This window comes from Bacillus sp. V2I10, from assembly GCF_030817055.1.
Taxonomy (GTDB): domain Bacteria; phylum Bacillota; class Bacilli; order Bacillales; family Bacillaceae; genus Bacillus_P.
Window position 1 is genome coordinate 2981423 of record NZ_JAUSYV010000001.1, and the last position, 22489, is coordinate 3003911.

21 protein-coding genes and 4 pseudogenes are annotated in these 22489 nt (G+C 34.5%); 19 read left to right on the forward strand and 6 right to left on the reverse strand.

The features are described 5' to 3' along the window. Positions 1 to 240: 240 nt before the first annotated feature. Together QFZ72_RS15000 and QFZ72_RS15005 are read left to right on the forward strand one after the other, a co-directional pair. Positions 241 to 513, forward strand: a pseudogene (locus QFZ72_RS15000) (recombinase family protein); the annotation flags it as partial. Positions 514 to 793: 280 nt separating this feature from the next. Further along, positions 794 to 1378, forward strand: a pseudogene (locus QFZ72_RS15005) (alpha/beta hydrolase); the annotation flags it as partial. A gap of 324 nt (positions 1379 to 1702) precedes the next feature. Here QFZ72_RS15005 and QFZ72_RS15010 read toward each other — a convergent pair. Together QFZ72_RS15010 and QFZ72_RS15015 are read right to left on the reverse strand one after the other, a co-directional pair. Further along, the gene (locus tag QFZ72_RS15010; protein ID WP_307434649.1) at positions 1703 to 2335 is read right to left on the reverse strand and encodes an MOSC domain-containing protein; all 633 of its coding nucleotides are present in this window, start codon (positions 2333 to 2335) and stop codon (positions 1703 to 1705) included. A gap of 411 nt (positions 2336 to 2746) precedes the next feature. Then, a complete protein-coding gene (locus QFZ72_RS15015; protein WP_307434652.1) occupies positions 2747 to 3379 on the reverse strand; it encodes a LysE family translocator in 633 nt (210 codons plus the stop codon). Between the two features lie 628 nt (positions 3380 to 4007). On the opposite strand from QFZ72_RS15015, the gene pdxR reads away from it, so the two are divergent. The 17 genes and pseudogenes from pdxR to QFZ72_RS15095 form a co-directional block, all read left to right on the forward strand. Continuing rightward, positions 4008 to 5426, forward strand: coding sequence for a MocR-like pyridoxine biosynthesis transcription factor PdxR (gene pdxR / locus QFZ72_RS15020; protein WP_307434655.1), 1419 nt, complete (start codon positions 4008 to 4010; stop codon positions 5424 to 5426). Between the two features lie 245 nt (positions 5427 to 5671). Then, a complete protein-coding gene (locus QFZ72_RS15025) occupies positions 5672 to 5959 on the forward strand; it encodes a thiamine pyrophosphate-dependent enzyme (protein WP_307434658.1) in 288 nt (95 codons plus the stop codon). A gap of 208 nt (positions 5960 to 6167) precedes the next feature. Beyond that, positions 6168 to 6587 (forward strand): nuclear transport factor 2 family protein, encoded by a 420-nt coding sequence (locus QFZ72_RS15030; protein WP_307434661.1) that lies wholly within the window; start codon positions 6168 to 6170, stop codon positions 6585 to 6587. A gap of 35 nt (positions 6588 to 6622) precedes the next feature. Next, complete coding sequence (locus tag QFZ72_RS15035; protein WP_307434663.1) at positions 6623 to 7036, forward strand: nuclear transport factor 2 family protein; 414 nt, start codon at positions 6623 to 6625, stop codon at positions 7034 to 7036. A gap of 447 nt (positions 7037 to 7483) precedes the next feature. Beyond that, a pseudogene (locus tag QFZ72_RS15040) lies at positions 7484 to 7822 on the forward strand (glyceraldehyde 3-phosphate dehydrogenase NAD-binding domain-containing protein); the annotation flags it as partial. A gap of 682 nt (positions 7823 to 8504) precedes the next feature. After that, positions 8505 to 8906, forward strand: a complete 402-nt coding sequence (locus tag QFZ72_RS15045) for an alpha/beta fold hydrolase (protein WP_307434666.1) — start codon at positions 8505 to 8507, stop codon at positions 8904 to 8906. 10 nt (positions 8907 to 8916) lie between these two features. After that, positions 8917 to 9492, forward strand: coding sequence for a TetR/AcrR family transcriptional regulator (locus tag QFZ72_RS15050; RefSeq protein WP_307434669.1), 576 nt, complete (start codon positions 8917 to 8919; stop codon positions 9490 to 9492). 317 nt (positions 9493 to 9809) lie between these two features. Then, positions 9810 to 10724 carry a pyridoxamine 5'-phosphate oxidase family protein gene (locus QFZ72_RS15055; RefSeq protein WP_307434672.1) on the forward strand — a complete coding sequence of 305 codons (915 nt, stop codon included), beginning with the start codon at positions 9810 to 9812 and terminating at the stop codon, positions 10722 to 10724. A 5-nt stretch (positions 10725 to 10729) separates the two neighbouring features. After that, positions 10730 to 11056 carry an iron-sulfur cluster biosynthesis family protein gene (locus tag QFZ72_RS15060; RefSeq protein ID WP_307434675.1) on the forward strand — a complete coding sequence of 109 codons (327 nt, stop codon included), beginning with the start codon at positions 10730 to 10732 and terminating at the stop codon, positions 11054 to 11056. A gap of 169 nt (positions 11057 to 11225) precedes the next feature. After that, on the forward strand, positions 11226 to 11333 hold the full coding sequence (locus QFZ72_RS29495) for a Spo0E family sporulation regulatory protein-aspartic acid phosphatase (protein WP_373464696.1): 108 nt from the start codon (positions 11226 to 11228) through the stop codon (positions 11331 to 11333). A 266-nt stretch (positions 11334 to 11599) separates the two neighbouring features. Beyond that, positions 11600 to 12013, forward strand: a complete 414-nt coding sequence (locus tag QFZ72_RS15065) for a nuclear transport factor 2 family protein (protein WP_307434678.1) — start codon at positions 11600 to 11602, stop codon at positions 12011 to 12013. 70 nt (positions 12014 to 12083) lie between these two features. Next, positions 12084 to 12497: a nuclear transport factor 2 family protein gene (locus QFZ72_RS15070; protein ID WP_307434681.1), complete on the forward strand. Its 414-nt coding sequence runs from the start codon at positions 12084 to 12086 to the stop codon at positions 12495 to 12497. A gap of 252 nt (positions 12498 to 12749) precedes the next feature. Beyond that, positions 12750 to 13229 (forward strand): DinB family protein, encoded by a 480-nt coding sequence (locus tag QFZ72_RS15075; protein WP_307434684.1) that lies wholly within the window; start codon positions 12750 to 12752, stop codon positions 13227 to 13229. Positions 13230 to 13526: 297 nt separating this feature from the next. Further along, complete coding sequence (locus QFZ72_RS15080; RefSeq protein WP_307434685.1) at positions 13527 to 14111, forward strand: beta-class carbonic anhydrase; 585 nt, start codon at positions 13527 to 13529, stop codon at positions 14109 to 14111. Between the two features lie 33 nt (positions 14112 to 14144). Continuing rightward, a complete protein-coding gene (gene cynS / locus QFZ72_RS15085; RefSeq protein WP_307434688.1) occupies positions 14145 to 14588 on the forward strand; it encodes a cyanase in 444 nt (147 codons plus the stop codon). A gap of 1155 nt (positions 14589 to 15743) precedes the next feature. Next, positions 15744 to 17330, forward strand: a complete 1587-nt coding sequence (locus QFZ72_RS15090; RefSeq protein WP_307434692.1) for an acetolactate synthase large subunit — start codon at positions 15744 to 15746, stop codon at positions 17328 to 17330. A gap of 373 nt (positions 17331 to 17703) precedes the next feature. Further along, a pseudogene (locus QFZ72_RS15095) lies at positions 17704 to 17991 on the forward strand (type 1 glutamine amidotransferase family protein); the annotation flags it as partial. 62 nt (positions 17992 to 18053) lie between these two features. On the opposite strand, the gene QFZ72_RS15100 reads toward QFZ72_RS15095, so the two are convergent. From QFZ72_RS15100 to QFZ72_RS15115, 4 genes are all read right to left on the reverse strand, one after another. Beyond that, positions 18054 to 18335, reverse strand: a complete 282-nt coding sequence (locus QFZ72_RS15100) for a hypothetical protein (RefSeq protein WP_307434695.1) — start codon at positions 18333 to 18335, stop codon at positions 18054 to 18056. A 182-nt stretch (positions 18336 to 18517) separates the two neighbouring features. Beyond that, positions 18518 to 19609, reverse strand: coding sequence for a GerAB/ArcD/ProY family transporter (locus QFZ72_RS15105; protein ID WP_307434698.1), 1092 nt, complete (start codon positions 19607 to 19609; stop codon positions 18518 to 18520). A gap of 237 nt (positions 19610 to 19846) precedes the next feature. Beyond that, the gene (locus QFZ72_RS15110) at positions 19847 to 20950 is read right to left on the reverse strand and encodes a Ger(x)C family spore germination protein (RefSeq protein ID WP_307434701.1); all 1104 of its coding nucleotides are present in this window, start codon (positions 20948 to 20950) and stop codon (positions 19847 to 19849) included. A gap of 14 nt (positions 20951 to 20964) precedes the next feature. Beyond that, complete coding sequence (locus QFZ72_RS15115) at positions 20965 to 22359, reverse strand: spore germination protein (protein WP_307434705.1); 1395 nt, start codon at positions 22357 to 22359, stop codon at positions 20965 to 20967. Between the last annotated feature and the right edge of the window lie 130 nt (positions 22360 to 22489).

The following is a 22489-nucleotide window of genomic DNA, read 5'->3' on the forward strand; positions in this document are numbered from 1 at the left end:
AACGGTTAGATTTATTCAATTAAATGGCCCGATTGCTGAACAAAATTAAAAAAGCACACAATTTATTATTTGTTCCAAAACTCGTCCTTTTCTGAACACACCACTGTTCGATTTGAAAAGGACGTTTTTTATTGCCTTTCTCGTAACAAAACTCTGTTCATTATTCTATGTTCAATAACCTATCTATTTTTATCTTATGTTACAATAAATATTAAGGAAAAATAAGAAAGAGTGATTTGAGTGTTAATTGGATATGCACGTGTGTCGACGGGATTACAAAATTTAAATTTACAGATGGACGCTCTTACGCAATATGGCTGTTCCAAAATTTTTCACGATAAAATGAGTGGGGCAAAAAGACAGCGTCCTGGTTTAGAGGAAGCGCTTCAGTATGCACGTGAAGGCGATACGATTGTTGTTTGGCGATTGGATCGATTAGGACGCAATATGCAAGATTTAATTCAAATTGTGAATAGCTTAAATGAACGTGGTGTGGGCTTCCACAGTCTACAAGGGGTAGCATCAGGATTATGCGGATTTACAACGTTAAGGCAGAAAACCTTGTATCAATAGGGTATACACTATGCAAAACTAGTTAACATAAAGTCTCTTATGAGTAGTAAAAAAAACACATTGGATAAATTCCAGTGTGTTTTTTTTACTGAACTATAATAAAGGTGGCTAGTATTATACTATTCAGGATAAATGTTAGTTGCCATAAGTCATTCAGTTCAAATTATGTAATTATCAAAATAATACACATTATAGATATTAATTGTATATGATATATTTTTCTCCGGAAGCAAAATATCCAACAGCGATTGAAGAGGTATATGCTGTATTATTATGGATTGAAAAACATGGAAAAGAGTATGGTATGAATACAGAGAAAATTTCTGTAGCTGGAGATAGTGTTGGAGGAAATATGTCTGCGGCTATAACACATATGACTAAAAATAGAAAAGGTCCAAAAATCGAAAAACAACTACTATTCTATCCAGTAACAGATGCATCTTTTGAAACTGAATCCTACAATCAATTCGAAACAGGCTATTTTCTTCGTCGGGATGCCATGAAATGGTTTTGGGATCAGTATACAACTGACCCGAACGAACGAAATGAAATAACAGCGTCTCCACTCCGTGCAACAACTGAACAATTAAAAGGCTTACCGAAGGCATTAATTATTACAGCTGAAGCGGATGTACTACGTGACGAAGGAGAAGCATACGGTAATAAACTTCGTGAGGCAGGTGTTGGGGTAACAACTGTTCGGTTCCAAGGGATAATTCATGACTTTGTGATGTTAAACGCATTAGCAAATACAAATGCTGCACGTAGTGCGATTGATTTAGCTAATTTGTGGTTATCTAAATAGATAAAATACATGTAATCCCAGGAATATAGGATCTGAGATTACTACAAAGAAGCCCTATTTTATTAGGGTAGGTATTTATTTTACTTACTCATTGTTCTTCAACGAAAAGGCACTTTTCTAAAATAAGGAAAGCTTCTTTCTTCAAGAAAAGAGCCAAATTATTGAGGAACGTTTTCAATAAAATTGGATATTTCTGTTGAAATATGGAGTAAGATTGTAAAGTTTCTCACTTAAACTAACGAAGCAGGAAAGTTGAACAAGGATACACAAAAAAACTAGCTTTTTAGGCTAGTTTTTTTGTGTACCTACAATTTTTGAAAAGAATCATAACAATTTTAAAAATCTTTTTCTCCAGTCCTCTGCAAGAGCATCAACCGTCAATATTTTTTCAATTGATGTTTTATCTTGTTGTTGATGAAAAAGAATTTGGGTAGCAAAAGAAACGGATATTTCTTTTGAGTCTTTTTCCACAAGATTTATTTCCGAATCGCACTCCATGGTCCCCTCTTCTAATACTCGAAAAAAGTAACCAGTTAAAGTCGTTTCAACCACTTTCTTTAAAAATTGTTTTTCCTGATTATACTTAGAGATAGTTGCACAAGGTACCCTTCCTTGGGTTACTTGAAGAATAGTATCCCCTATTTTAAATATATCACCTATACAAACCTGTTCTTCCAACATCCCTGTTGCTGTAATATTCTCCCCGAAAGCAGGTGGAGCCAGTTTTTTTTGAAATATCTTTTCCCAATAAGAGTAATGCTCAAAAGGATATAAACATACCGCACGATCAATACCACCGTGAAACTTGTGGTTTGCAACATCATCACCGACAAAACCGGATTTTTTCAATTCAACAACTTGTACAAAAGATTTTCCTATTGCTGAAACCTCTTTTTTATTATTCCAATCATATTCCTTCGGTTTTCCAATAGCCAAAGTAATAACTTTTCGATCCAATGTGAATTTACCTCGCTCTCATATAATTTTAATAATCAAATAATGTATGTATCTATATTTCAACTTTATAAATAGATTCTAAAATTAAATATCTTGTGTTTTATCGTTAATCGAATACCTAAATAGGGGAGTTTGCCTTAATTAGTAAACAATTTAGGTTAGTTAATAATAAATTCCATGACAAACTATTAGCGCAACCAGCCATCATAACATCTCTTTGTTCTGTCCAAGTAATCTCAAATTACCCCGAGCTAAATGTACGGTTACTGATATGTTTGACGGAGGCCCCAACTGCATACGCAGGCACCAGTGCTGTAAACTTGAGTGATTTCTAATCCTATACGCGATAATGTAGTTCCATTTCGTTTAACACTGGCACAAATCCAACGTTTTTCCCAATAGGGAAAACGATTATCTATCATTAGCTATCATTAATTTCATCCCAAGCGCTATAAAAACTATCCCTGAAACTTTATTAAGAATATTATTGAAGGTTTTGTTATCTTTAATTGTTTTAGTCGCTATAGTTGAAAAATATGTTACCAATACATACCACAGCAGCGCTATTACAGCGAATGTTGTACCCAGTAGTAAGAATGATAACGATTTATTTCCACTAGTTGTTGATGCAAATTGTGGTAAAAATGATAAATAGAACAGAATGTTTTTTGGATTAGCAACATTTGTTATTACACCTTGTAGGTAATTTTTTTTAATAGAAGATACATTAGACGTATTATTTAAACTTATTCCCTTACCTTTCGTGAGGAGAGATTTAATTCCAATGTATATCAAATAAATACCACCAATAATTTTAATTGTAGTAAATAAAACAACTGATTGAGATAAGATAATGGATAAGCCGATAGTAGAAAGTATAGTATGCACAAATGCACCTGTTGCAATACCTGCAGATGCTGCTATGCCACTTGCTCTCCCATTTGAAATACTTCTACTTAAAACGAACATAGCATCTATACCAGGTGTCGCTATAAAAATTAGTGAAGATATTAAGAATAAAGTAAAATCATGAATGCCAAACATATCATACAACTCCTATAACTAATAAATACTCACCTTAGATTAGCACAAATTAACAAGGGCAATAACAAATTTTTCCTTATCGTATTTCTCAACTGATCCAATATAAAGCATGTCTCTTTAACTGATTAGCTGTGAAAGTCTACAGGCGGATACACAGAGCTTATTAAAATATTGTCCCTAAGAAAAGGTACAATTTATAAACATGTGATGGGGTCAAAGGGAAGGGATATGATATAGTTTAGTTTATTACTTCAAACTACTCTGTGAAGACATAGAAGTTTGTTTCTTTATTTTTTGTTGGGTATAGAAACTTTTAGGTATAACAAAGCAAGCACAAAAAGGATTTTGCTTGTATATGTATTGCCTTTGTTTTGTATAAAATTCCAATCAATAATCCTAAGATAAATCTTAATTAAACAACTCTAGATAACAAGTCTATCCCTTTTATAAAAAAGTGTTTTTTTGGTCCTCATCTGTACTTATTTGTTCAAATCACTATACAGTTTTAACAAATGCTTACCCCTTATAATACCTAGGTTTCTCAGCCAAGAGGTTATAATAATTGTATTGGAATATTGTCCTTGAAAAGGTTAGCATGGAGAACTACATATAGTCAGCAGGAGGTAATATGTTAGAGTTTATTCCTTTACTAGATAAGCACAGTAGTGTTCCTATTTATGTTCAGTTGTATCAATACATAAAACAAAAAATAGAAGATGGTGACATTCCCGAGGGAGCTCTTTTACCTTCTATTCGTAATTTATCAGGCCATTTAAAAATTAGCAAAAACACGGTAGAAGGTGCGTATCAACAATTGTTAGCAGAAGGGTATGTAGCAAGTAAGTCTAGGGTAGGGCTAATTGTACTCCCATTAGAGCAGCCCGCCCTATCTCCTTCTTTACAGAGAATTAAATATAAATCAAAAGTTCCTATGGATAATAAGGAAGAAACATTTGAATATGATTTTAAGTACGGTGATATAGATGTAAACTCTTTTCCAATCCGCATTTGGAAGCGCTGTTTAACTCAAGCGTTGACAGATGAACCTGAACAATTAACAAGTCCAGGAGAAAGACAGGGAGATGTGGGCCTACGAAAGGAATTAATGAATTATTTATTTCAGTCTCGGGGAGTTGTCTGTTCAGTGGACCAAATAGTTATTTGTTCGGGCACTCAACACGCAATAAGCCTTATTCTCCAATTACTTTCTAACGGAGACCGTTCAGTTGCTATGGAGAATCCGAGCTATGATGGGGCGCAATCCGTTTTCAACAACCATGGATGGTCAATAAAACCTATCCGACTTAAAAAAGATGGCATTGATATAGAACAGCTAAAAAAGGTCGAGGCAAAGGTAGCCTATATTACCCCTTCTCACCAATTCCCATATGGAATGGTGCTTCCGATCCAAAAGCGATTGTTATTATTAGAGTGGGCAAATCAAAACAGTAGCTTTATTATTGAAGATGATTATGACAGTGAATTCCGATATCAAGGTCAACCAATCCCTTCTTTAAAAGCCTTAGATTCAAAAGATAATGTAATTTATTTAGGTACATTCTCTAAATCTTTTTCCCCGGCTGTGAGAGTAAGCTACATTGTTTTGCCACAAAGCCTAATGGATGCATACAATCATATGTATGGTAATTACTATCAATCCGTTCCGTCTATAATTCAAAAAGGATTATATATACTTATGAATGAAGGACATTTTACAAGTCACATTCGAAGAATGAGAAAGATATACGATAACAAACATCAAACGCTTGTGAATGCATTAAATGAATATATGGGAAAACGTATAGAAATAATTGGACAAAAAGCAGGGCTTCATCTGTTAATAAGAGTTAAAAATAGGTCTACAAAAGAATTAGTGAAGCAGGCGAAGAAAGTTGGTGTAAAAGTTTATGACCCAACTTTTTATTGCCTTAATGAAAGGGAAATTAAACCTTCGTTAATTATGATTGGTTTTGGAGGGGTTTCAGAAGAAAGAATAGATAAAGGGATCAAGTTACTTCAAAAAGCTTGGTTCCCTAATGAAATTTAATAATAAAAAACATCATAAGGGGAGGTTTTTATTTTATTACCCCAATGTTATTCAACTAAAGGATGCACTTCTTCTAGGAGGAGAAGTGCTTTTTTTATTGAAGTACAAGTTAGCAATTTATCTAGAGGTGAGCTATGAAGATAAGAAAAGCTGTATTAAGAGATGCTAAAGGAGTGTCTAAAGTACAGGTCGATTGGCTAAACCTAATTCTCAATTGTTGTAGTTTCACGCAATGGGGGTTTTTTATGAATTCACAGGAGCTTGAAACAGCAAACCGAATTGGTTTGGTATTTATAGTCACTATTTTTAATGATAAACGTTACAGTTTAATTGAAAAACATCAACGTAATGCAAATTTCGAGGTAACTCAAGTTACTTTTTCAAATCCTGATTTTGAACTATACGCACGAAGCTTTGGTATTGGTTACCGGCGTGCTTCAAATGTTGACAGTTTTCAATTAGCAGTTAGGGAAGCGATAGACAGTAGTGAACTGAACTTACTTGAAGTTGTATTAGAAGAAAAAGATATTTAGATTGGAAAAACCAAATAAAACTTGAAATTATACAGACCTGTCTGTATAATAAAATTTAGAGGAGGTGATTTAACTTCATCAAATACGTCTATTTATTTTATCCAAGATCTTAGTTTAAACCCCTTAAAAAACAGTTTGAATAATACGAACCTAAAGAATACAAACTACTTTTTAGGGAAATTGAATAATAAGAAGGGATGAAGAAAAAATGAGTAAAGATATTAAACCTCCTTTTACACTTGAAACAGCATTAGCAAAGGTGAAATTTGCAGAGGACGCTTGGAATTCTCGTGATCCTGAACGTGTTTCACTTGGATATACAAAAGATTCAAACTGGAGGAACCGAACTGAATTCTTAACAGGAAGAGATGCGATTAAAACTTTCTTAACAGGAAAGTGGGAGAGAGAACTAGACTACAGGCTTATGAAGGAACTTTGGTGTTACACAGATAATCGTATTGCAGTACGTTTTGAATATGAGTATCGTGATGCGCAAACTGGACAATGGAGGAGATGTCACGGCAATGAACTATGGGAATTTGAGGAAGATGGACTTATGAAAAGAAGAGATATGAGTGGAAATGAGTATCCAATTAATGAGAAGGATCGTCGGTATAGATCAAAATAAATATTAACCATTGTAAAGAAAGGATGGAGTTTAGAATGAGTAAAGATATCAAACCACCATTTACTTACGAATCAGCATTAGCAAAGGTGAAGTTTGCGGAAGACGCATGGAATTCACAAGACCCGGAGCGAGTGTCACTAGGATATTCAGTTGATTCTAATTGGCGCAATCGAACAGAGTTTTTTACTGGAAGAGAAGCAATTAAAACTTTCTTAACTAATAAGTGGAAAAGAGAGCAAGACTACAAACTTATGAAAGAACTGTGGTGTTTTACGGATAACCGTATTGCTGTTCGTTTTGAGTATGAGTACCGTATCGCAGGGACAGGTCAATGGATGAGATGCCACGGAAATGAATATTGGGAATTTGGTCAGGATGGTCTTATGAAACGTAGAGATATGAGCGGAAATGAGTATCCAATTGAAGAAAAAGACCGTAGATTTAAGTGATATTTTGGGGGGATAAAGCAAATACCAAGACACCCTATAGCAGTGAGGGAATTCCTAAAAAGCCTATAAGGATAGTTTTTTATCACTTAATACTAAATTAGAGTAGTTTATGGGTACTTGAAAATCATGCTAAGGGATTAATTTCATTTCTTGAAACATATTAAGCATGTTCTTGTCTCCTTTTAATTATACAGACCTGTCTGCGTAACGGGAGCAAGAGGGGTTAATCTATAGTGATTTTATCAGTTTTGTTAAATCTGGATAGCTCTCTCTTGTTTCCTTGTTAAGTAGTTGGTAATTCAAAAGAGGATAAAATTTAGAGGAAAACGAGTGTAAATGCTCTTTTTTTCTTTAAAATCGAAATCACAGATGGCAGTTGAGGTATAGAGATGTGATTGGAAGAAAGGTTATATTCGATTAATTAAATAACTTATAGGGGGAATAACTATGAGTATAAAGATCGGTATTAACGGTTTCGGTCGTATCGGCCGTAATGTTTTCCGCGCAGCATTCAACAACCCTGAGGTGGAAGTTGTAGCTGTAAACGACTTAACAGATACAGACACACTTGCTTTTCTTTTAAAGCATGACACGGTTCATGGCAAGTTCCCTGGCACTGTAGAAGTGAAGGAAAATGCTCTTGTTGTAGATGGCAAAGAAATTAAAGTTTTAGCTGAACGTGATCCAGCTCAACTTGGCTGGGGTGACCTGGGTGTTGAAGTGGTTGTTGAATCAACTGGACGTTTCACAAAGCGTGCTGACGCTTCTAAACACTTAGAAGCCGGTCATCTCATGATTGAAATCACGTGTGTTCTCGACTGAGTCATAAATAACAAATACTGATTGGCATTGGATTGAATTGGAGATAATTAAAAAGCTTGAAATTATACAGACCTGTATGTATAATCATTTTAGGGAGGAGGTAATAAGCAATAACTTAAAACGTTAGCCTTTCTTCTTGCTTTCAGGTTAAGAAAAAATAAACCAATCTGAGATTAAAAATATGTTAGTACAATATAAAACGGTATATATTAATAACATTAAGGTTTTTTATAGAGAAGCAGGCGATAGAAGTAATCCTACAATTTTATTACTTCATGTATTTCCATCCTATTCTCATATGTACCGAAATCTAAATCAATAAACTTATGGATGAATATCACATTATCGCACCGGACTATCCAGGGTTCGGAAATAGTGATCAACCCGGAATGGAGGAATTTGAATATACGTTTGATAATTTAGTACATTTGATGAATGAATTTGTGCATGAATTAAAATAGGGAAATTTAGTATCTATGTTCATGACTACGGTGCTCCAGTAGGATTCAGATTAGCAATGAAGAACCCAGAACGCATTCAGGCTATTATATCTCAAAATGGTAATGCCTATGAATAAGGGTTATTATCAGCCTGGGATCCTCTGCACACATATTGGGAAAATCCAACTGAAGAAAATAAAAATAACTTGAATGAACTTTTACTTTTGGGAGCAGACTTTACGAAGTTCCAATTTACAAACGGAACTCGTAATCCTGATCAACTTAGTCCTGACGTATGGAACATGGATCAATTTGTTTTAGATCGTCCTGGTAATAAAATAATCCAACTTGCACTATTTTATGATTATCGAAATAACCTTAAACTATACCCTAGCTGGCAGGAATTCTTTAGAACATATCAGCCTCCTACATTAGTAGCATGGGGGAAAACGATTTATTCTTTGGAGAAAAAAAGAGCCCTAGCATTACAAAAAGACCTTAAAGATTGTGAAGTACATTTATTAAATACGGACCATTTTCCTTTTGAAGAGGATTTGGAAATTAGTGCTGCATTAATAAAACAATTTTTAGGAGAACGATTGAAATAGGTGAGAAAATATGAAAAGAAGTAAAAAAGAGGATATTCTCGATGTTGCCTCGGAGTTATTTTACAAACAAGGAATTCAGGCTACAGGGGTGGATCAAATTGTAGCGGAGTCGGGGGTGGCCAAAATGACCCTATATAATCACTTCCCGTCCAAAGATGATCTAGTTATAGCTTATCTTCAAAGAAGAGATTCAATTTGGAGAAATTGGTTTGAATCTACAGTTCTTGAAAAAGGAAGTACGCCGAAAGAGCGCTTAATTGCTTTGTTTGATGTATTAGAAGAGTGGTTTTTGCAATCAGATTTTCGCGGATGCTCTTTTATAAATACTGCTGCAGAATTCACAGAACTTGATCACTCATTTCACCAGGTGTCCCTTGAGCATAAATCGTTTTTAAAAAGCTTTATCAAAAGACTTGTAGAAGAAACTGAGATACAAGAAATAGAAGAATTAACCAACGGTTTATTTCTTTTAACTGAGGGAGCGATTGTTACTGCAATGATGGAGGGAAATCATAAAGCTGCTCATTATAGCCGTATAACCGCTCAGGTCCTTGTAGATGTTTATTTAAAAGGAGTATCAAAATAATTTTGCTGACCTTTTAAGGTAAGAATGTAAAGCATAATTGTTCCTGATTGTAATATAAATTTGAGTTGCTCCAGCCTCTGTAGTTTGTTTTAGGACATACTCTCCCCATTTCCGACGTTGTACAAAGTATATGAAATGGGGAGAAAGGAGGTCGGATTTATGAAAAGACAATAAATGAACTATTAGGACATTAGAAAAACTAAACTAGATCAAATTTTACAAAAAAATGACGCTGTGCTGTGAAAGTTCTATTCGAATTTCTTATAAAATAAATATTTGGTTAACTCGCAGTATCTGCAAAAAGATTGGTGGTGTGAATGATGGAGGTCTTCCATTCAGGAGAACGTGCTGTACATGACCTACTTAGTGTACAGAAGTTCGCGGATTCTGTAGGTACAATGATTCAGCCAACCATATCAAAACAATTTGAATCTTTTTTAAATCAACAAACTGTATTAATGATTGGGTCCATGGATAGCACAGGGCGAGTGTGGAGTTCATTTTTGGCTGGTGATCCTGGTATCATACAAGTAATTGGGCCGGATATAGTCAGAATTAATGGTCGGATAAACGAGTTTGATCCTTTGTTTTCTAATATTCAACATAACAAAGAGGTTGGAATTCTTATAATCGATTTTGTCTCCAGGATTAGAATTCGAATTAACGGTGTTATTTTGCGTTATTCCCTAGATAGGCAGTTCGAAGTAAAAACTGAGCAAGTATACGGGAATTGTCCAAAATTTATCCAAGCTAGGAAGTTCACATATAATCCTGCTAAAGAAAATGTAAATAAGGTATCTTATCATCGAGATGTTTTAAATAAGAATCAACAAGATTGGATTCGCAATTCAGATACCTTCATTATTGCAAGTTCAAGCTCAGAAGGAAAAATGGATATTTCTCACAAAGGTGGAATGCCAGGTTTTGTCCATACTATTAGTGAAGACTTACTGTTGTTTCCAGATTATCCGGGCAATATGTTATTTAATACTTTAGGAAATATCGTGCAAAATCCTAATGTTGGACTGCTATTTTTTGATTTCGATACTGGAGATACGCTACAGCTTACCGGTGAGGCGCAAATTATCTGGAAAATTAATGAAAATATTGTATCCAAATTCCCTGGTGCACAACGTTTAATACAAATTCAAGTGGCTGAAGTTCTACAAACCAATACTTCTAAATCTTATCAATGGGAATTTATGAAGTATTCGCCATTTAATCCAAAATAGATAAGGTGGGAATAGTTATAAATATTATTATTACAGAAGCTGCGGTAGATGAGCTTGAAAAGCTGGAAAATAAATTTCCTAACCATTTTAGATTTCTTCATTATGAAATGGGTGGATGTGGGCTTCCTTTGGATGGAGTTTTAAGGTTACAACTTATTAAGTTAAATGTAGGCTTTGAACAAGTTCAAACGAATTGGAAACTAATTTATTTAAATAAATCTTCTTTAGACTTCCTTGATGACAACTTAACAATTGATTATTCTGATGGATTCCAAATTAAAAGTTCCAACCAAACATATAGTCATAATTTACCTATAGAAATTGAAGAGTGATTTATGTTCTTTGTGAGGATCATAATGTCATGGTTGCACGAAAATTTCTGTATAATTAAGAAGTTATGTAATTAAAATTGATACAAAGAAAGGGTGCTTAAGATAGATAACTGCGACATTCTTTTAAAGGAAATTAATTCGATAAGAGAAAAGTTACTAATTATGAGTAATCAGGGCACTTACGGATTTCCAAATTGTAGAGAAAAGTCAGGAGCTTGATGTACTAATATTCAAGTATCAAAAATTGTTACTACTGAAAAGATTAGTAAGTATTTAAGAGATAAAGTACATGCATTACTTATATGTTCTATAGATAATCAACTTTATGTATGGCAAATAAAATGTGTAAGTAATAAAGAACTTCCTTTATTCCTCATCATTTACCAATAACTGCATACCTGCAGAAAAAGTCAATCAAAGAAGGAAAAGGAAAAAATAATATCCTTGAAATTATACAGACTTGTCTGTATAATAAAAGTCAAGGAGCACGAAAAGTTGCTCCAAAATCTTATAAATAACAACAAATGAAAGGAAGAATGAAACATGAGTAAAGACATTCGCCCACCATTCACACTTGAAACTGCATTGGCAAAAGTGAAATTCGCAGAAGACGCTTGGAACTCACGTGATCCAGAACGTGTATCCATGGGATACTCCGTTGATTCCAACTGGCGCAACCGTAGTGAATTCTTCACAGGTCGAGAAGCAATCAAAACATTCTTAACGAACAAGTGGAAACGAGAACTTGACTATAAATTGAAGAAAGAACTATGGTGCTATACTGATAACCGAATTGCAGTGCGCTTTGAGTATGAATACCGTGATGCAAATACCGGTCAGTGGATGAGATGCCACGGAAATGAATATTGGGAGTTTGGGGAAGATGGTCTGATGAAGAGACGTGATATGGCCGGAAACGACTATCCAATTGATGAAGCAGACCGGAAATTCAAATAATTTTTGAAAACACCGATACTTCTAAGATTCGCTTAGTATTCAATATTAAAATCGAAAAGGATGATGAAACATGAGTAAAGATATTCGCCCACCATTCACACTTGAAACTGCATTGGCGAAAGTAAAATTCGCAGAAGACGCTTGGAACTCACGTGATCCAGAACGTGTATCTTTAGGATATTCCGTTGATTCTAACTGGCGCAACCGTACTGAATTCTTCACAGGTCGTGAAGCAATTAAAACATTTTTGACTAAGAAGTGGGAGAGAGAGCTCGATTACAAATTGAAGAAAGAGCTATGGTGCTTTACTGGCAACCGAATTGCGGTTCGTTTTGAATATGAATACCGCGATGCTGAAACGGGTCAATGGATGAGATGTCACGGGAATGAACTTTGGGAATTCGGTGAAGACGGTTTGATGAAGAGACGTGATATGAGTGGAAACGATTACCCAATTAATGAAATTGATCGTCGTTACAAATAAACTGTTACTTAGTTGAGGTGTTCCAGGTTTATTCAACAAGTAAGCTTAAGTTTAGAGCAACATCACAAAAGAAATTTCGGACATGATTTGAATGAACAATGAAAGAGTTATTATCAAAACTCAAATATAAATTTTATTATCAGTAACACTATGCCAAATAAAAGAAGTGCCAAGTATGTAGATAGAGTATGTTGTTTTGTCTTGCATATGTATTTTAACGTTATCAGTAACTTGTAAGGAGGTCCGAAATTAATGAGTGATTTTATCTTAGATCAATTAGGAGTTATTCGCCGTCAGACAATTAATTATGTAAAAGACATAAGTGATTCTGCTGCAGAAATCATTCCAGCAGGATTAAGAAACAATATCAAATGGAATTTAGGCCATTTATATGTTGTTCAAGAGAGATTTGCTTTCCAACTTACTGGAAAAGAAACTAAATTCCCTGCTAATATTAACAAGTTATTTGATCCAGGAACGAAACCTTCTGATTGGGATATGAAGCCTCCAACGATGTCTCAATTGAATGATTTGTTAACGGAACAAATTGAAAGGATTGAATCAGCACTTTCAAACAAATTGAAAGAAGAAATCAATCCTCACTATAAGTCGGCTTCTACAGGAATTACCTTTACAACAGTAGAACAATTACTGAGCTTTTCTATTTACCATGAAGCATTGCACTTTGCGACGATTAAAAATATTAAGAGAATAATTAACAGTAAAGATTAATTTGTTTTTGATTAGAATGTGAAATAAAAAGAAGAACTATAACCGGCAAGTAATTATAAAACAAACTATATTATTGTTATAAACAAAACACCGTTCCGATGTGGAGTTAACCACAGAGATGGGACATGAAAAAATACCCCTTTGATTCACATACCCAAAGTATGAAACAAGTGGAGGATTAGACTTAAATTATCCTCGCTAAACAACTTGTCTAGATCTTATTCTTAGTTATAGCACAGAGGAAGAGGGGAAGGTAAAACATTTTACTAAACTAGTGTATAAAAGGAGGTTTTATAAGTGCTATTACATGATATTCTTGAACACAATGATCAATTTGTAAACGATGCAGAGTACGAGCAATATGAGGCGACAAAATATCCGAAAAAACGAATGGTTGTCGTGTCATGTATGGACGCGCGATTGGTTGAGCTTTTACCCAAAGCGTTAGATTTACACAATGGTGATGCCAAAATTATCAAAAATGCAGGCGGAATTATCTCTCATCCGTTTGGAAGTATTATGCGCAGTATTGTTACTGCTGTATACGAATTGAATGCTGATGAAATCTTTATTATTGGCCATCATGGATGTGGGATGAGCCAAACTAATCCAAAAGGGACACTGCAAAAAGCTAAAGAACGGGGCGTAGCAACACAAGACGTTCTCAATACCCTTGAATATGCTGGAATTGATTTAGAAAAATGGTTGTTCGGTTTTGACAATGTCGTTGATTCGATTAAAAACAATATTGAGTTGGTACGCAACCACCCGTTAATTCCTAAAGATGTTCCTGTACATGGTCTAGCTATCGCACCAGACACAGGTAAATTAGACCTAATTATAGATGGTTATAAAGAAATATCTACAACTGAAAATAAATAAATTTATGTTAAATAGATGAAAGGAAGATTATACATGAACAGACAAGAAGCAACTCAAAAAATTATTGAGGCAAAAGTAGCAAAAGGATTAACTTGGTTTGACATTGCAGCTGTTACAGAGAACTCTGAAAGCTGGGTTGTTACAGCATTATTAGGACAAGCTACTATGTCTCGTACAGAAGCAGAAAAGGTAGGAAAGCTTTTGGAACTTGATCAAGAAGTTGTTGAGGCACTAACTCAAATCCCTCATAGAGGAACAGTGATGCAAATGCCTCCTACAGATCCTTTATTATATCGCTTTTATGAAGCACTATTAGTTTATGGACCTACACTTAAAGAACTTATTCACGAAAAATTTGGTGAAGGGATCATGAGTGCAATTGATTTCGAACTAGATATTCAGAAGAAAGCAGATTCAAAAGGTGATCGTGTAGTAATCACATTTAATGGAAAATTCTTACCTTATAGAAAATGGTAATGATTTTTGCGTGATGAATAATCTTAAAACAAGGATGAGGCAGTTACGTGTCTGTAAAACAATTGTTGATTTAATTCATCGGCAATAACGATGTCCTTTAGCAGCCTATAATTAAACAGACCCGTCTGTCTATTATAAGACAGTAAAATAATAAAAACACAAGGAGTAAGGGATGCACTGTTCACCCATAAGCAATTAGCTATTGATTTTCCTGAGCATTTTTGAAGCGTTTATCCGAAATGCAAGAATCTATTTATAAAATAATTTGATTAGAAGTTGACGACTTCAGACGTACAAAGCTATTAAAAGCGAATTAGAAAAAATTATCCCCTGAACTAAAATGTACGTCTAAAGTTAGAGTTCAGGTCCTAAGGTTTATCTCCGAACCGAAAGTCATAATTTCCTAAGGAGCAAATGCTATGCTAAATTAAGGAGAAAATAGCTCAAGGGTTTCAATACGCGCGCTCCATACTCCTTAATTGAACAATATGAAGAAGTAATAGTTAATCGATATATTTGTCTCTCTCACCCATTTCAAGTGAAACATCAGTAATTTTTGCCTAATCTTAACAAGATATGAAGTACATTCTCATGAATCATATATCCTTTCTAGTAGTGTAAAGATCCCATTTTTCATATGTGGTATTACTCTATACTTAGAGGGGATTTTCTTTTGTTAACATTGATAAAACAAAAGTGATGATCAGATAATGGAAAAGATTCGCGTAGAAAAGATTGCATTATATAAGCGCTTCTCTCTAAAGGCAATGCGGTTTTTACGTATACAAAAGCATAGTGAGGTAGCACATAGTTCATACTTTCTCATAGAAGAGACTGTGGTATAAATTTGTTTGTCAAAATAGAGAATATGTTTATTACAAACAAAAAGAAGAACTAATATGAGTAAAGATATTTAGTCACCCTTTTGCATGTAAATCAGCGTTAGCGAGAGCAAGCAAAGCTTGCTGAGATGATCTTATAAGAAGATAGGGCAACTATCTAATCGCTAAGTATGGGCTTAAGGAGAATAGTTCTTTAAACAAGAGCGATTCAAAATTATAGAAACACCATTTAGAAAGATAAGTGATATCGCGATAGTCTTAGGTTGATTATAAATGGAAAATTTTTACAAAACACAAGAAATGGAGGAGCCACATGAAAGCAAGTGATCTTATGGTACGTTGCCTGGAAGCCGAGGGAGTCGAGTACATTTTTGGTATCCCTGGTGAAGAAAATATTGATTTTATGGACTCATTAACGCGATCATCAATTCAATTTGTGCTCGCACGGCACGAACAAGGTGCAGCCTTCATGGCAGATATGTACGGACGGTTAACAGGCAAGCCAGGGGTGTGTCTGGCAACCTTAGGGCCAGGTGCAACAAATTTGATCACCGGTGTGGCTAATGCACATCTTGATCGATCTCCGTTGATTGCTATTACCGGTCAGGCTGATCTCACACGACTACACAAAGAATCTCATCAGCATATAGATACGATTCAATTATTTAAAGGTATTACAAAATATAATCAACAGATTTTGTCCGCGTATACGATTCCAGAAATCATACGTAAGGCGTTTGATCTCGCTACGAATGAAAGCCCTGGTGCTGTTCATATACAGTTGCCTGTAGACGTTGCTCGGCATGAGGTAATTAGCTCTCCGCTTCTAATTGGCAAGCAAGCTAAAATCAAGCCGGATAGCTCGTCACTACAAGCAGCGGCAAAGCTCATAATGGAGGCAAAGAGACCAATCGTTCTAGCAGGAAACGGTGTAATTCGTAATCGTGCGTGGGAAGAAGTTCGGAAGCTGGTGGAAAAAGCAAATCTACCTATGGTCAACTCCTTTATGGCCAAAGGCATCCTGCCATTCGACCATCCTCGAAATTTGTTTACTATCGGTGGGAAGCCTAATACTGATACTCTCCGCCCTTTAATTGAAGCTGATTTAGTGATTGCTATTGGATTTGATTTGGTTGAATATGATCCGGTGTTGTGGAATAAGGAGCAGTCCCGTAAAGTGCTAAACATTCACACAATTCAAGCGGAAACTGATGCCCATTTTCCGGTTGAGTTAGATCTTGTAGGGGATTTACAAGATACACTCAAGGCATTATTAGAATTAGTGGATCAACGGCCTGAACCTATAGGATATAATCAAATACGTGCAAGTAGGGTGGAAGAACTACAGACTATCCCTTCTTCAGAACAGGAATTGCCGCGTAAGGTGATGTGGACTTTAAGTGAGAAATTATCAAAGGATAGTATCGTAATTTCTGATGTTGGCCTGCACAAGGTCTGGGTATCTCGTTGGTATCAACCAAAAGCGCCAGGTCAAACGATTATCTACAATGGGTTGGCCTCAATGGGAGCATCGCTACCGGGCGCTCTAGCAAGTCGCTTGGCCAAACCAAATTCTCCAGTCATCGTCGTATCGGGTGATGGAGGGTTTCTGATGAATTCTCAAGAACTTGAGACTGCAAAGCGTCTTGGCCTAGCCTTTACCATTATTATCTTTAATAATCAGAGTTACGGTTTAATTGAAAAACACCAGCGTGCCGCCAATTTGGCAGTTACTCAGATCGCTTTCACCAACCCGGATTTTAATCTCTTTGCTCAAAGCTTTGGGATTGCCTATAGATGTGCAAAAAATGCTGAAGAATTTTCTCAAGTACTGACGGAAGCGCTGGAAAGTGGAGAATTAAATTTGTTAGAGGTTGTATTGATGGGAGAAGAAGTGTGAAGAGCATATTACTGCGGATTATAGGCCCTAATAGGATAAAACTGTATTAAATATCTGCGTGACTTATCGGTTTCATCGATAACGAGATCATTCATGAATAGAAAAGGACTTGTAAGATATCTCATATAGAACAGAAATTCTAAAGATAGATATTCTCTATACTGAAGACGCCTTTATAGGTGTCTTTTTTATTTGCCGCTATTCGTTACCTAATTGAAGAAAATAAGACACACGAAGGGTTTTTCCCATTTAAAATAGTTCAGTTTTTCTCAACATGCAAGATATTCATACTAAACTGTTTTTAGAAACAAATTACTTTTGAGGTGATCATGATAGAAGCCGATCAGATTAAAAAACGGGTTAATATGAGGCCCTTGCGAATATGGGATACCTAGATTCTAGAAAGCATACAAGCAATAACTTAGAGTATATTAAAATGGTTTGTCCTAATTATAAAGGAGAAAAATTTTATGAGATGGGACCTGCGGTATCTGGTGAGAATTTGGTTACTGCATCAGGAGTAGCTCCTCTGGAATTTGCGATGGAAGTACTGAAAAAATTAGATGTATTTGCACCAGATACATTACATTCATGGTATAACCTAAATAAGACTCACAAACCTGAATACTTCTTCCAGTTAATGAATTCAATAAATAGATGAGCTAAAAAAATCAACTTAGCAGATTTATATTAGTTTAAATAATTACCATGCTTTAGACAATGTCAAAGCATGGTTTTTGAATATAACTTAAAAATGCTTATGGAGTAATGAAAAAGCCCAATTTCTCTATTAATTAACGGTGAAGTTGGGCTTTTTAGTATTGAAAATTCCTTAACGTTGTAAATCCGCATTTTCCTGACGGTACCCCTTTTAGGAATAACTTTTATCTCATAAATTGTGTTGACTATATCACAGCTGCCCTGGTCAAAAGACAATTGAATCATTTTATCATGATCATCCATTTTGAGTGCTCTCTTGGCTTCATCCGTAACAATTAAATTCATAATTTTACCTCCTAAAATTCTTTTCGCAATTATCAATCTTCTGTTTAATCTATATTTTGAAAACCAAAATCAAAAAGGAATCATCTCTTTACTAAAACTAAAATACCAAGAACTATCTTACATTTTAACAAGTAACACAACTAATTATTCATAATGCGAACTGATTTCGATAGGCATATTTACTAAATTCTGTAAGGACCCTTCATTCTTCTTATTTTAAGACATAGCCATACTGATAATGGAATAATTAATTGAAATATAGTGGCATATATCGCATATGTTTTAGGGAAATGTATAATCTCCAGTTGATTTTTGAATGCAAGTAATGATAAAGACCAAACAATCAACCCGACAGGAAAGAGATAAGTATTAACATTAAAATTTTTTAGAAACTTTGTAGAGAGTTTTGTTAATATGTAGTATTCAACAGACAGTTTGATGACTGCAGTAACAAACCAAGCTAGGATAACGAGTGGTTCGATTCTTAATTGAGCGTTTCCAAACGTTAACACACCTGTAGCAGTGCCAGAAGTCGTTAGAGGAATATACTTTATATATTCTCCTAATAATCCAACTGAAACGATGAACTTAAATAAATTTGTTAATGTTATAAAAATAATTGGTATTAATAATGGTTTTATATTCGATCTTATCTCATCACATATTTGCGGAAGAAACAAAAGTAACAGAATTTCACCTGAAGACTTAGTGGAAATCAAATAAGCTTCTCTAACTAAAGGTTGAAAACCATCATAAAGGATAGGAAAAAAATGAGCGATCTTTATTTCGCTAAAACTCAATAAAATCACAACAACATTGAGGAAAAAACAAATGGTAGATAAAAACACACTCAATTGAAGGATGCTCTTTATCCCACCCTGAACACATATCAAATAAATATGTATTATTACAAGGGTTGCAATAAACGTAGTAGTATGTTTTGGTAAAGTTAAATTTACAATTGTATCCCAAACAATTGCTAAATCTTTTGCTGTGACGAATGCGATAAAAAGCCAATAAACACTTAAAAATACTATGGAAGTTATCCTGCCGAAACTGCTTCTGATAAGATCAATGAAATCCCCCCCCTTGTTTCCAGAACTTAATAAAGATCGATAAAGAAAAAACAATATTAACGTCCACACTCCTCCAATTAATATTGCTATCCATTGATCTTGAGGCTGAGAAAGGTAGCTAAAAGGAATTAACGTGCTTGTACCCACAACGATTCCATAAACAAGAAAGGATGATTGAGCAAATGCCTTATTGTTCATTCAAAACTTCCTCCAAAAATCCACAAAACAATAGGCTCTACAAATTTGGTCAAGTAGAAGCTTATTGAGGTATCTATCCTTACTAATGCTAGTATATATACTACAATCCCAATTAAAGACACGGCCCAGTAAGATATTTGATTATGTTTTTCATGTTTTATTTTTCTGTTGTAAACCAAACATAAAAGCATCAAAAGGGTAAGAAATATCGTTTTTACCATGTGATATTTCTCCTTTCTAAGAATGAATTCCTACATGTTTTATGGTGACGTTCATTTTAAAGTCAGTTTCAACCTCTGGTAAAATACTATTCCACTTGTAGTGATTTACCTTCCAATAAGAAGGACGGTAGCGATAAAGGTAATCATCAAACCCTAAAGCATCACATTGATATTCAACTAAGATTTTTTTCATTAATAATGTATATCTTTTTTTCAGTTCTTTTCTTACCAATAATTCTAAATTAGATATGTCTTTTGTCTTAGTAACTTCACCAAATGATGCAATATCAACCTTAAAAAATAAATCTCCTTTAAATATAAATTTAGGTTTACTATAAGAAAATATACAATCTCTTTTAATATTGCCACTACTTAAAATTACCTCAACAGGTTTGTTTTTATACTTAACCTTAACACGTAAATTCTTTCCTTGATTTAGCAGTACAGCTACAAGCGACATCTCTTTTTCATTGAGATAACCTGTTAACTTGCCATTATTTAATAAAGCTACACCCGAAATAATCAATCTCTTCTTTCCATCTGTTTCTACGTTATCAAGCAAAGGCAGAATTGATCCTCTCTTATTTCTGCTGGATGATTTTTTGAAAAATTCAACTGCCTTGGTTTTAATACCCTGACGGTTAATAAGCTGAACAATTGATTCAGATATAGATTGATTTTCGATAGAACTTGAATTTATTATATCGCGGGCTTCCCCTCTTGCTGCTACTATATAGTTACTTCCGCGTAGGTAATCTGTACGTGGAAAACCAGACACGATTTCCGTAATTCCATTTTGAAGAGTTTTTTCACCAAAAACTAAAACCTTATTATGCAAGGCTGTTATTTCTTTAGGATGAAGAAATTTTTGTTTAGAAAAGGCATCGTTAGCATTCTCCCCTGATACAGATTCTATATAATAGGACATTGCTGATTTGCCACCTTTTTCTTCCCCGCCTTTTGATTCAGTATTTAATATTTCTGACGTTATGGTTACTCCATTAGTACCTTCATCAATACCCGTAGAAAGTGTAATAGCCAATTCTTCAATTTGTGTGCCAGTACTGCAACCTGATAATAGTAATAAAAGAAGCGTAAAATATACAATTAGTTTCCTCAAGTTTGGATCCCTCGCTACTTTTTCTCTGTAAAACTATTACTAAACCACCATCTTTTTGTTGAATGTAAGTGAACGTTACTAACTGGAGTCATATAGCTTATTCCAAATGAATTAATATTAATAAAATAAGTGAGTATAACTGTAATGCTTAATATCAAACCAGGTAAGCCCGCAAAAGAAGCAGTAGCTAATAGGGGAAATCTCAATAGCCTTACAGTAGACGCAAAGTTAGTCTTTGGAATAATAAATGAGGAAATTCCTGTAAAAGCAACGATAATAACAGTAGGAGCTGAAACTAGTCCTGCCTGTACAGCAGCATCACCAATAACCAATGCCCCAACAATACTTACTATTTGTCCTACATTCTTTGGAAAACGCAATCCTGCTTCTCTAAGAACTTCAAACATAATCTCTAATAGAATAATCTCAATTATTATCGGATAAGGAACTCCGGATCTTGCTGAAGCAAAACTAATTAGAAGTTTTGTTGGGATTAACCCCCAATGAAAAGTTGTAACAGCAACGTAAATTGAAGGAAGTGTTAAAGAAAAAAACAAAGCAAATATGCGCAATATCTTTACAAAAAAAGAGAAAAATGGCGGTGAGTAATAATCCTCTGGACTTTCAATAAACTGCCAAAAAACTGCTGGAAGTATTAATACATCTGGTGACCCATCAACCACTATCGCAATTCTTCCTTCGACAAGATTACTTATAACAGTATCTGGTCGTTGACTATTCTGAATGATCGGAACGACTTTAAATTTTCTATTATCTAAATATTTCTCAATCAAACTGGAGTCTGTAATAGAGCTAATTTTCATTTTTTGAATATTACTTGTTATTTCAGACACTAGTTTGGGATCAGCTATGCCATCCACATAATATATCTCTGCTGAAATATTTGAAAGGGAGCCTAAATTTAAAGAAGTTATCTTTAATTTTTCTGACTTTAATCTCCTCCTAATCATAGATCTATTGGTTGAAATATCTTCTACAAACCCATCTTTAGGACCACGTAAAGTTACTTCCGCATCTGGGCTTTCTATAGCTCGCTTGTCGAACTTTCCAAGATTAATTTCAAGAAACTGTTTTGAAGTGCATTCAAATAGAATTAGGGAACCATTTAAGAGTAATTTCGGAATATCATTTTCATTATCATGAATCGAAATATTTAAAGCAGTTAATGAGTTGGCAATTCTATGTAACGTCAATTTTTCTTTACCAAGAATAAACAAAGGTTTAATTACGGATTCTTGACAAAGGTTTATGTCAACAATTCCTTCAAAATAGACTAAACAAATTTCTTCTTCATGTATGTATCTTACTTTTAGATCAGGAGGATTATGAAGTGCATGAAATATATTATTAATACGACTAATTAATTGAGAGCATTCTATTGTTATCACCTCTTATTTAATTATTTCCTAAAAGAAGTGCAATATGTGTGCTTTGTGAGTTAATAAAGAAGATGAAAAAGATCAACAATTCAAGATATTACAGCCAAATATAATGTCCAGCCCTCACAAATCGCTCTTG

Excerpts from the sequence above, each read along its gene's own strand:
- QFZ72_RS15015 (WP_307434652.1), bottom strand. The coding sequence starts at position 3,379 with ATGTTTGGCATTCATGATTTTACTTTATTCTTAATATCTTCACTAATT.
- pdxR (WP_307434655.1), top strand. The coding sequence starts at position 4,008 with ATGTTAGAGTTTATTCCTTTACTAGATAAGCACAGTAGTGTTCCTATT.
- QFZ72_RS15025 (WP_307434658.1), top strand. The coding sequence starts at position 5,672 with ATGAATTCACAGGAGCTTGAAACAGCAAACCGAATTGGTTTGGTATTT.
- QFZ72_RS15030 (WP_307434661.1), top strand. The coding sequence starts at position 6,168 with ATGAGTAAAGATATTAAACCTCCTTTTACACTTGAAACAGCATTAGCA.
- QFZ72_RS15035 (WP_307434663.1), top strand. The coding sequence starts at position 6,623 with ATGAGTAAAGATATCAAACCACCATTTACTTACGAATCAGCATTAGCA.
- QFZ72_RS15050 (WP_307434669.1), top strand. The coding sequence starts at position 8,917 with ATGAAAAGAAGTAAAAAAGAGGATATTCTCGATGTTGCCTCGGAGTTA.
- QFZ72_RS15055 (WP_307434672.1), top strand. The coding sequence starts at position 9,810 with ATGATGGAGGTCTTCCATTCAGGAGAACGTGCTGTACATGACCTACTT.
- QFZ72_RS15065 (WP_307434678.1), top strand. The coding sequence starts at position 11,600 with ATGAGTAAAGACATTCGCCCACCATTCACACTTGAAACTGCATTGGCA.
- QFZ72_RS15070 (WP_307434681.1), top strand. The coding sequence starts at position 12,084 with ATGAGTAAAGATATTCGCCCACCATTCACACTTGAAACTGCATTGGCG.
- QFZ72_RS15075 (WP_307434684.1), top strand. The coding sequence starts at position 12,750 with ATGAGTGATTTTATCTTAGATCAATTAGGAGTTATTCGCCGTCAGACA.
- cynS (WP_307434688.1), top strand. The coding sequence starts at position 14,145 with ATGAACAGACAAGAAGCAACTCAAAAAATTATTGAGGCAAAAGTAGCA.
- QFZ72_RS15090 (WP_307434692.1), top strand. The coding sequence starts at position 15,744 with ATGAAAGCAAGTGATCTTATGGTACGTTGCCTGGAAGCCGAGGGAGTC.
- QFZ72_RS15100 (WP_307434695.1), bottom strand. The coding sequence starts at position 18,335 with ATGAATTTAATTGTTACGGATGAAGCCAAGAGAGCACTCAAAATGGAT.
- QFZ72_RS15105 (WP_307434698.1), bottom strand. The coding sequence starts at position 19,609 with ATGAACAATAAGGCATTTGCTCAATCATCCTTTCTTGTTTATGGAATC.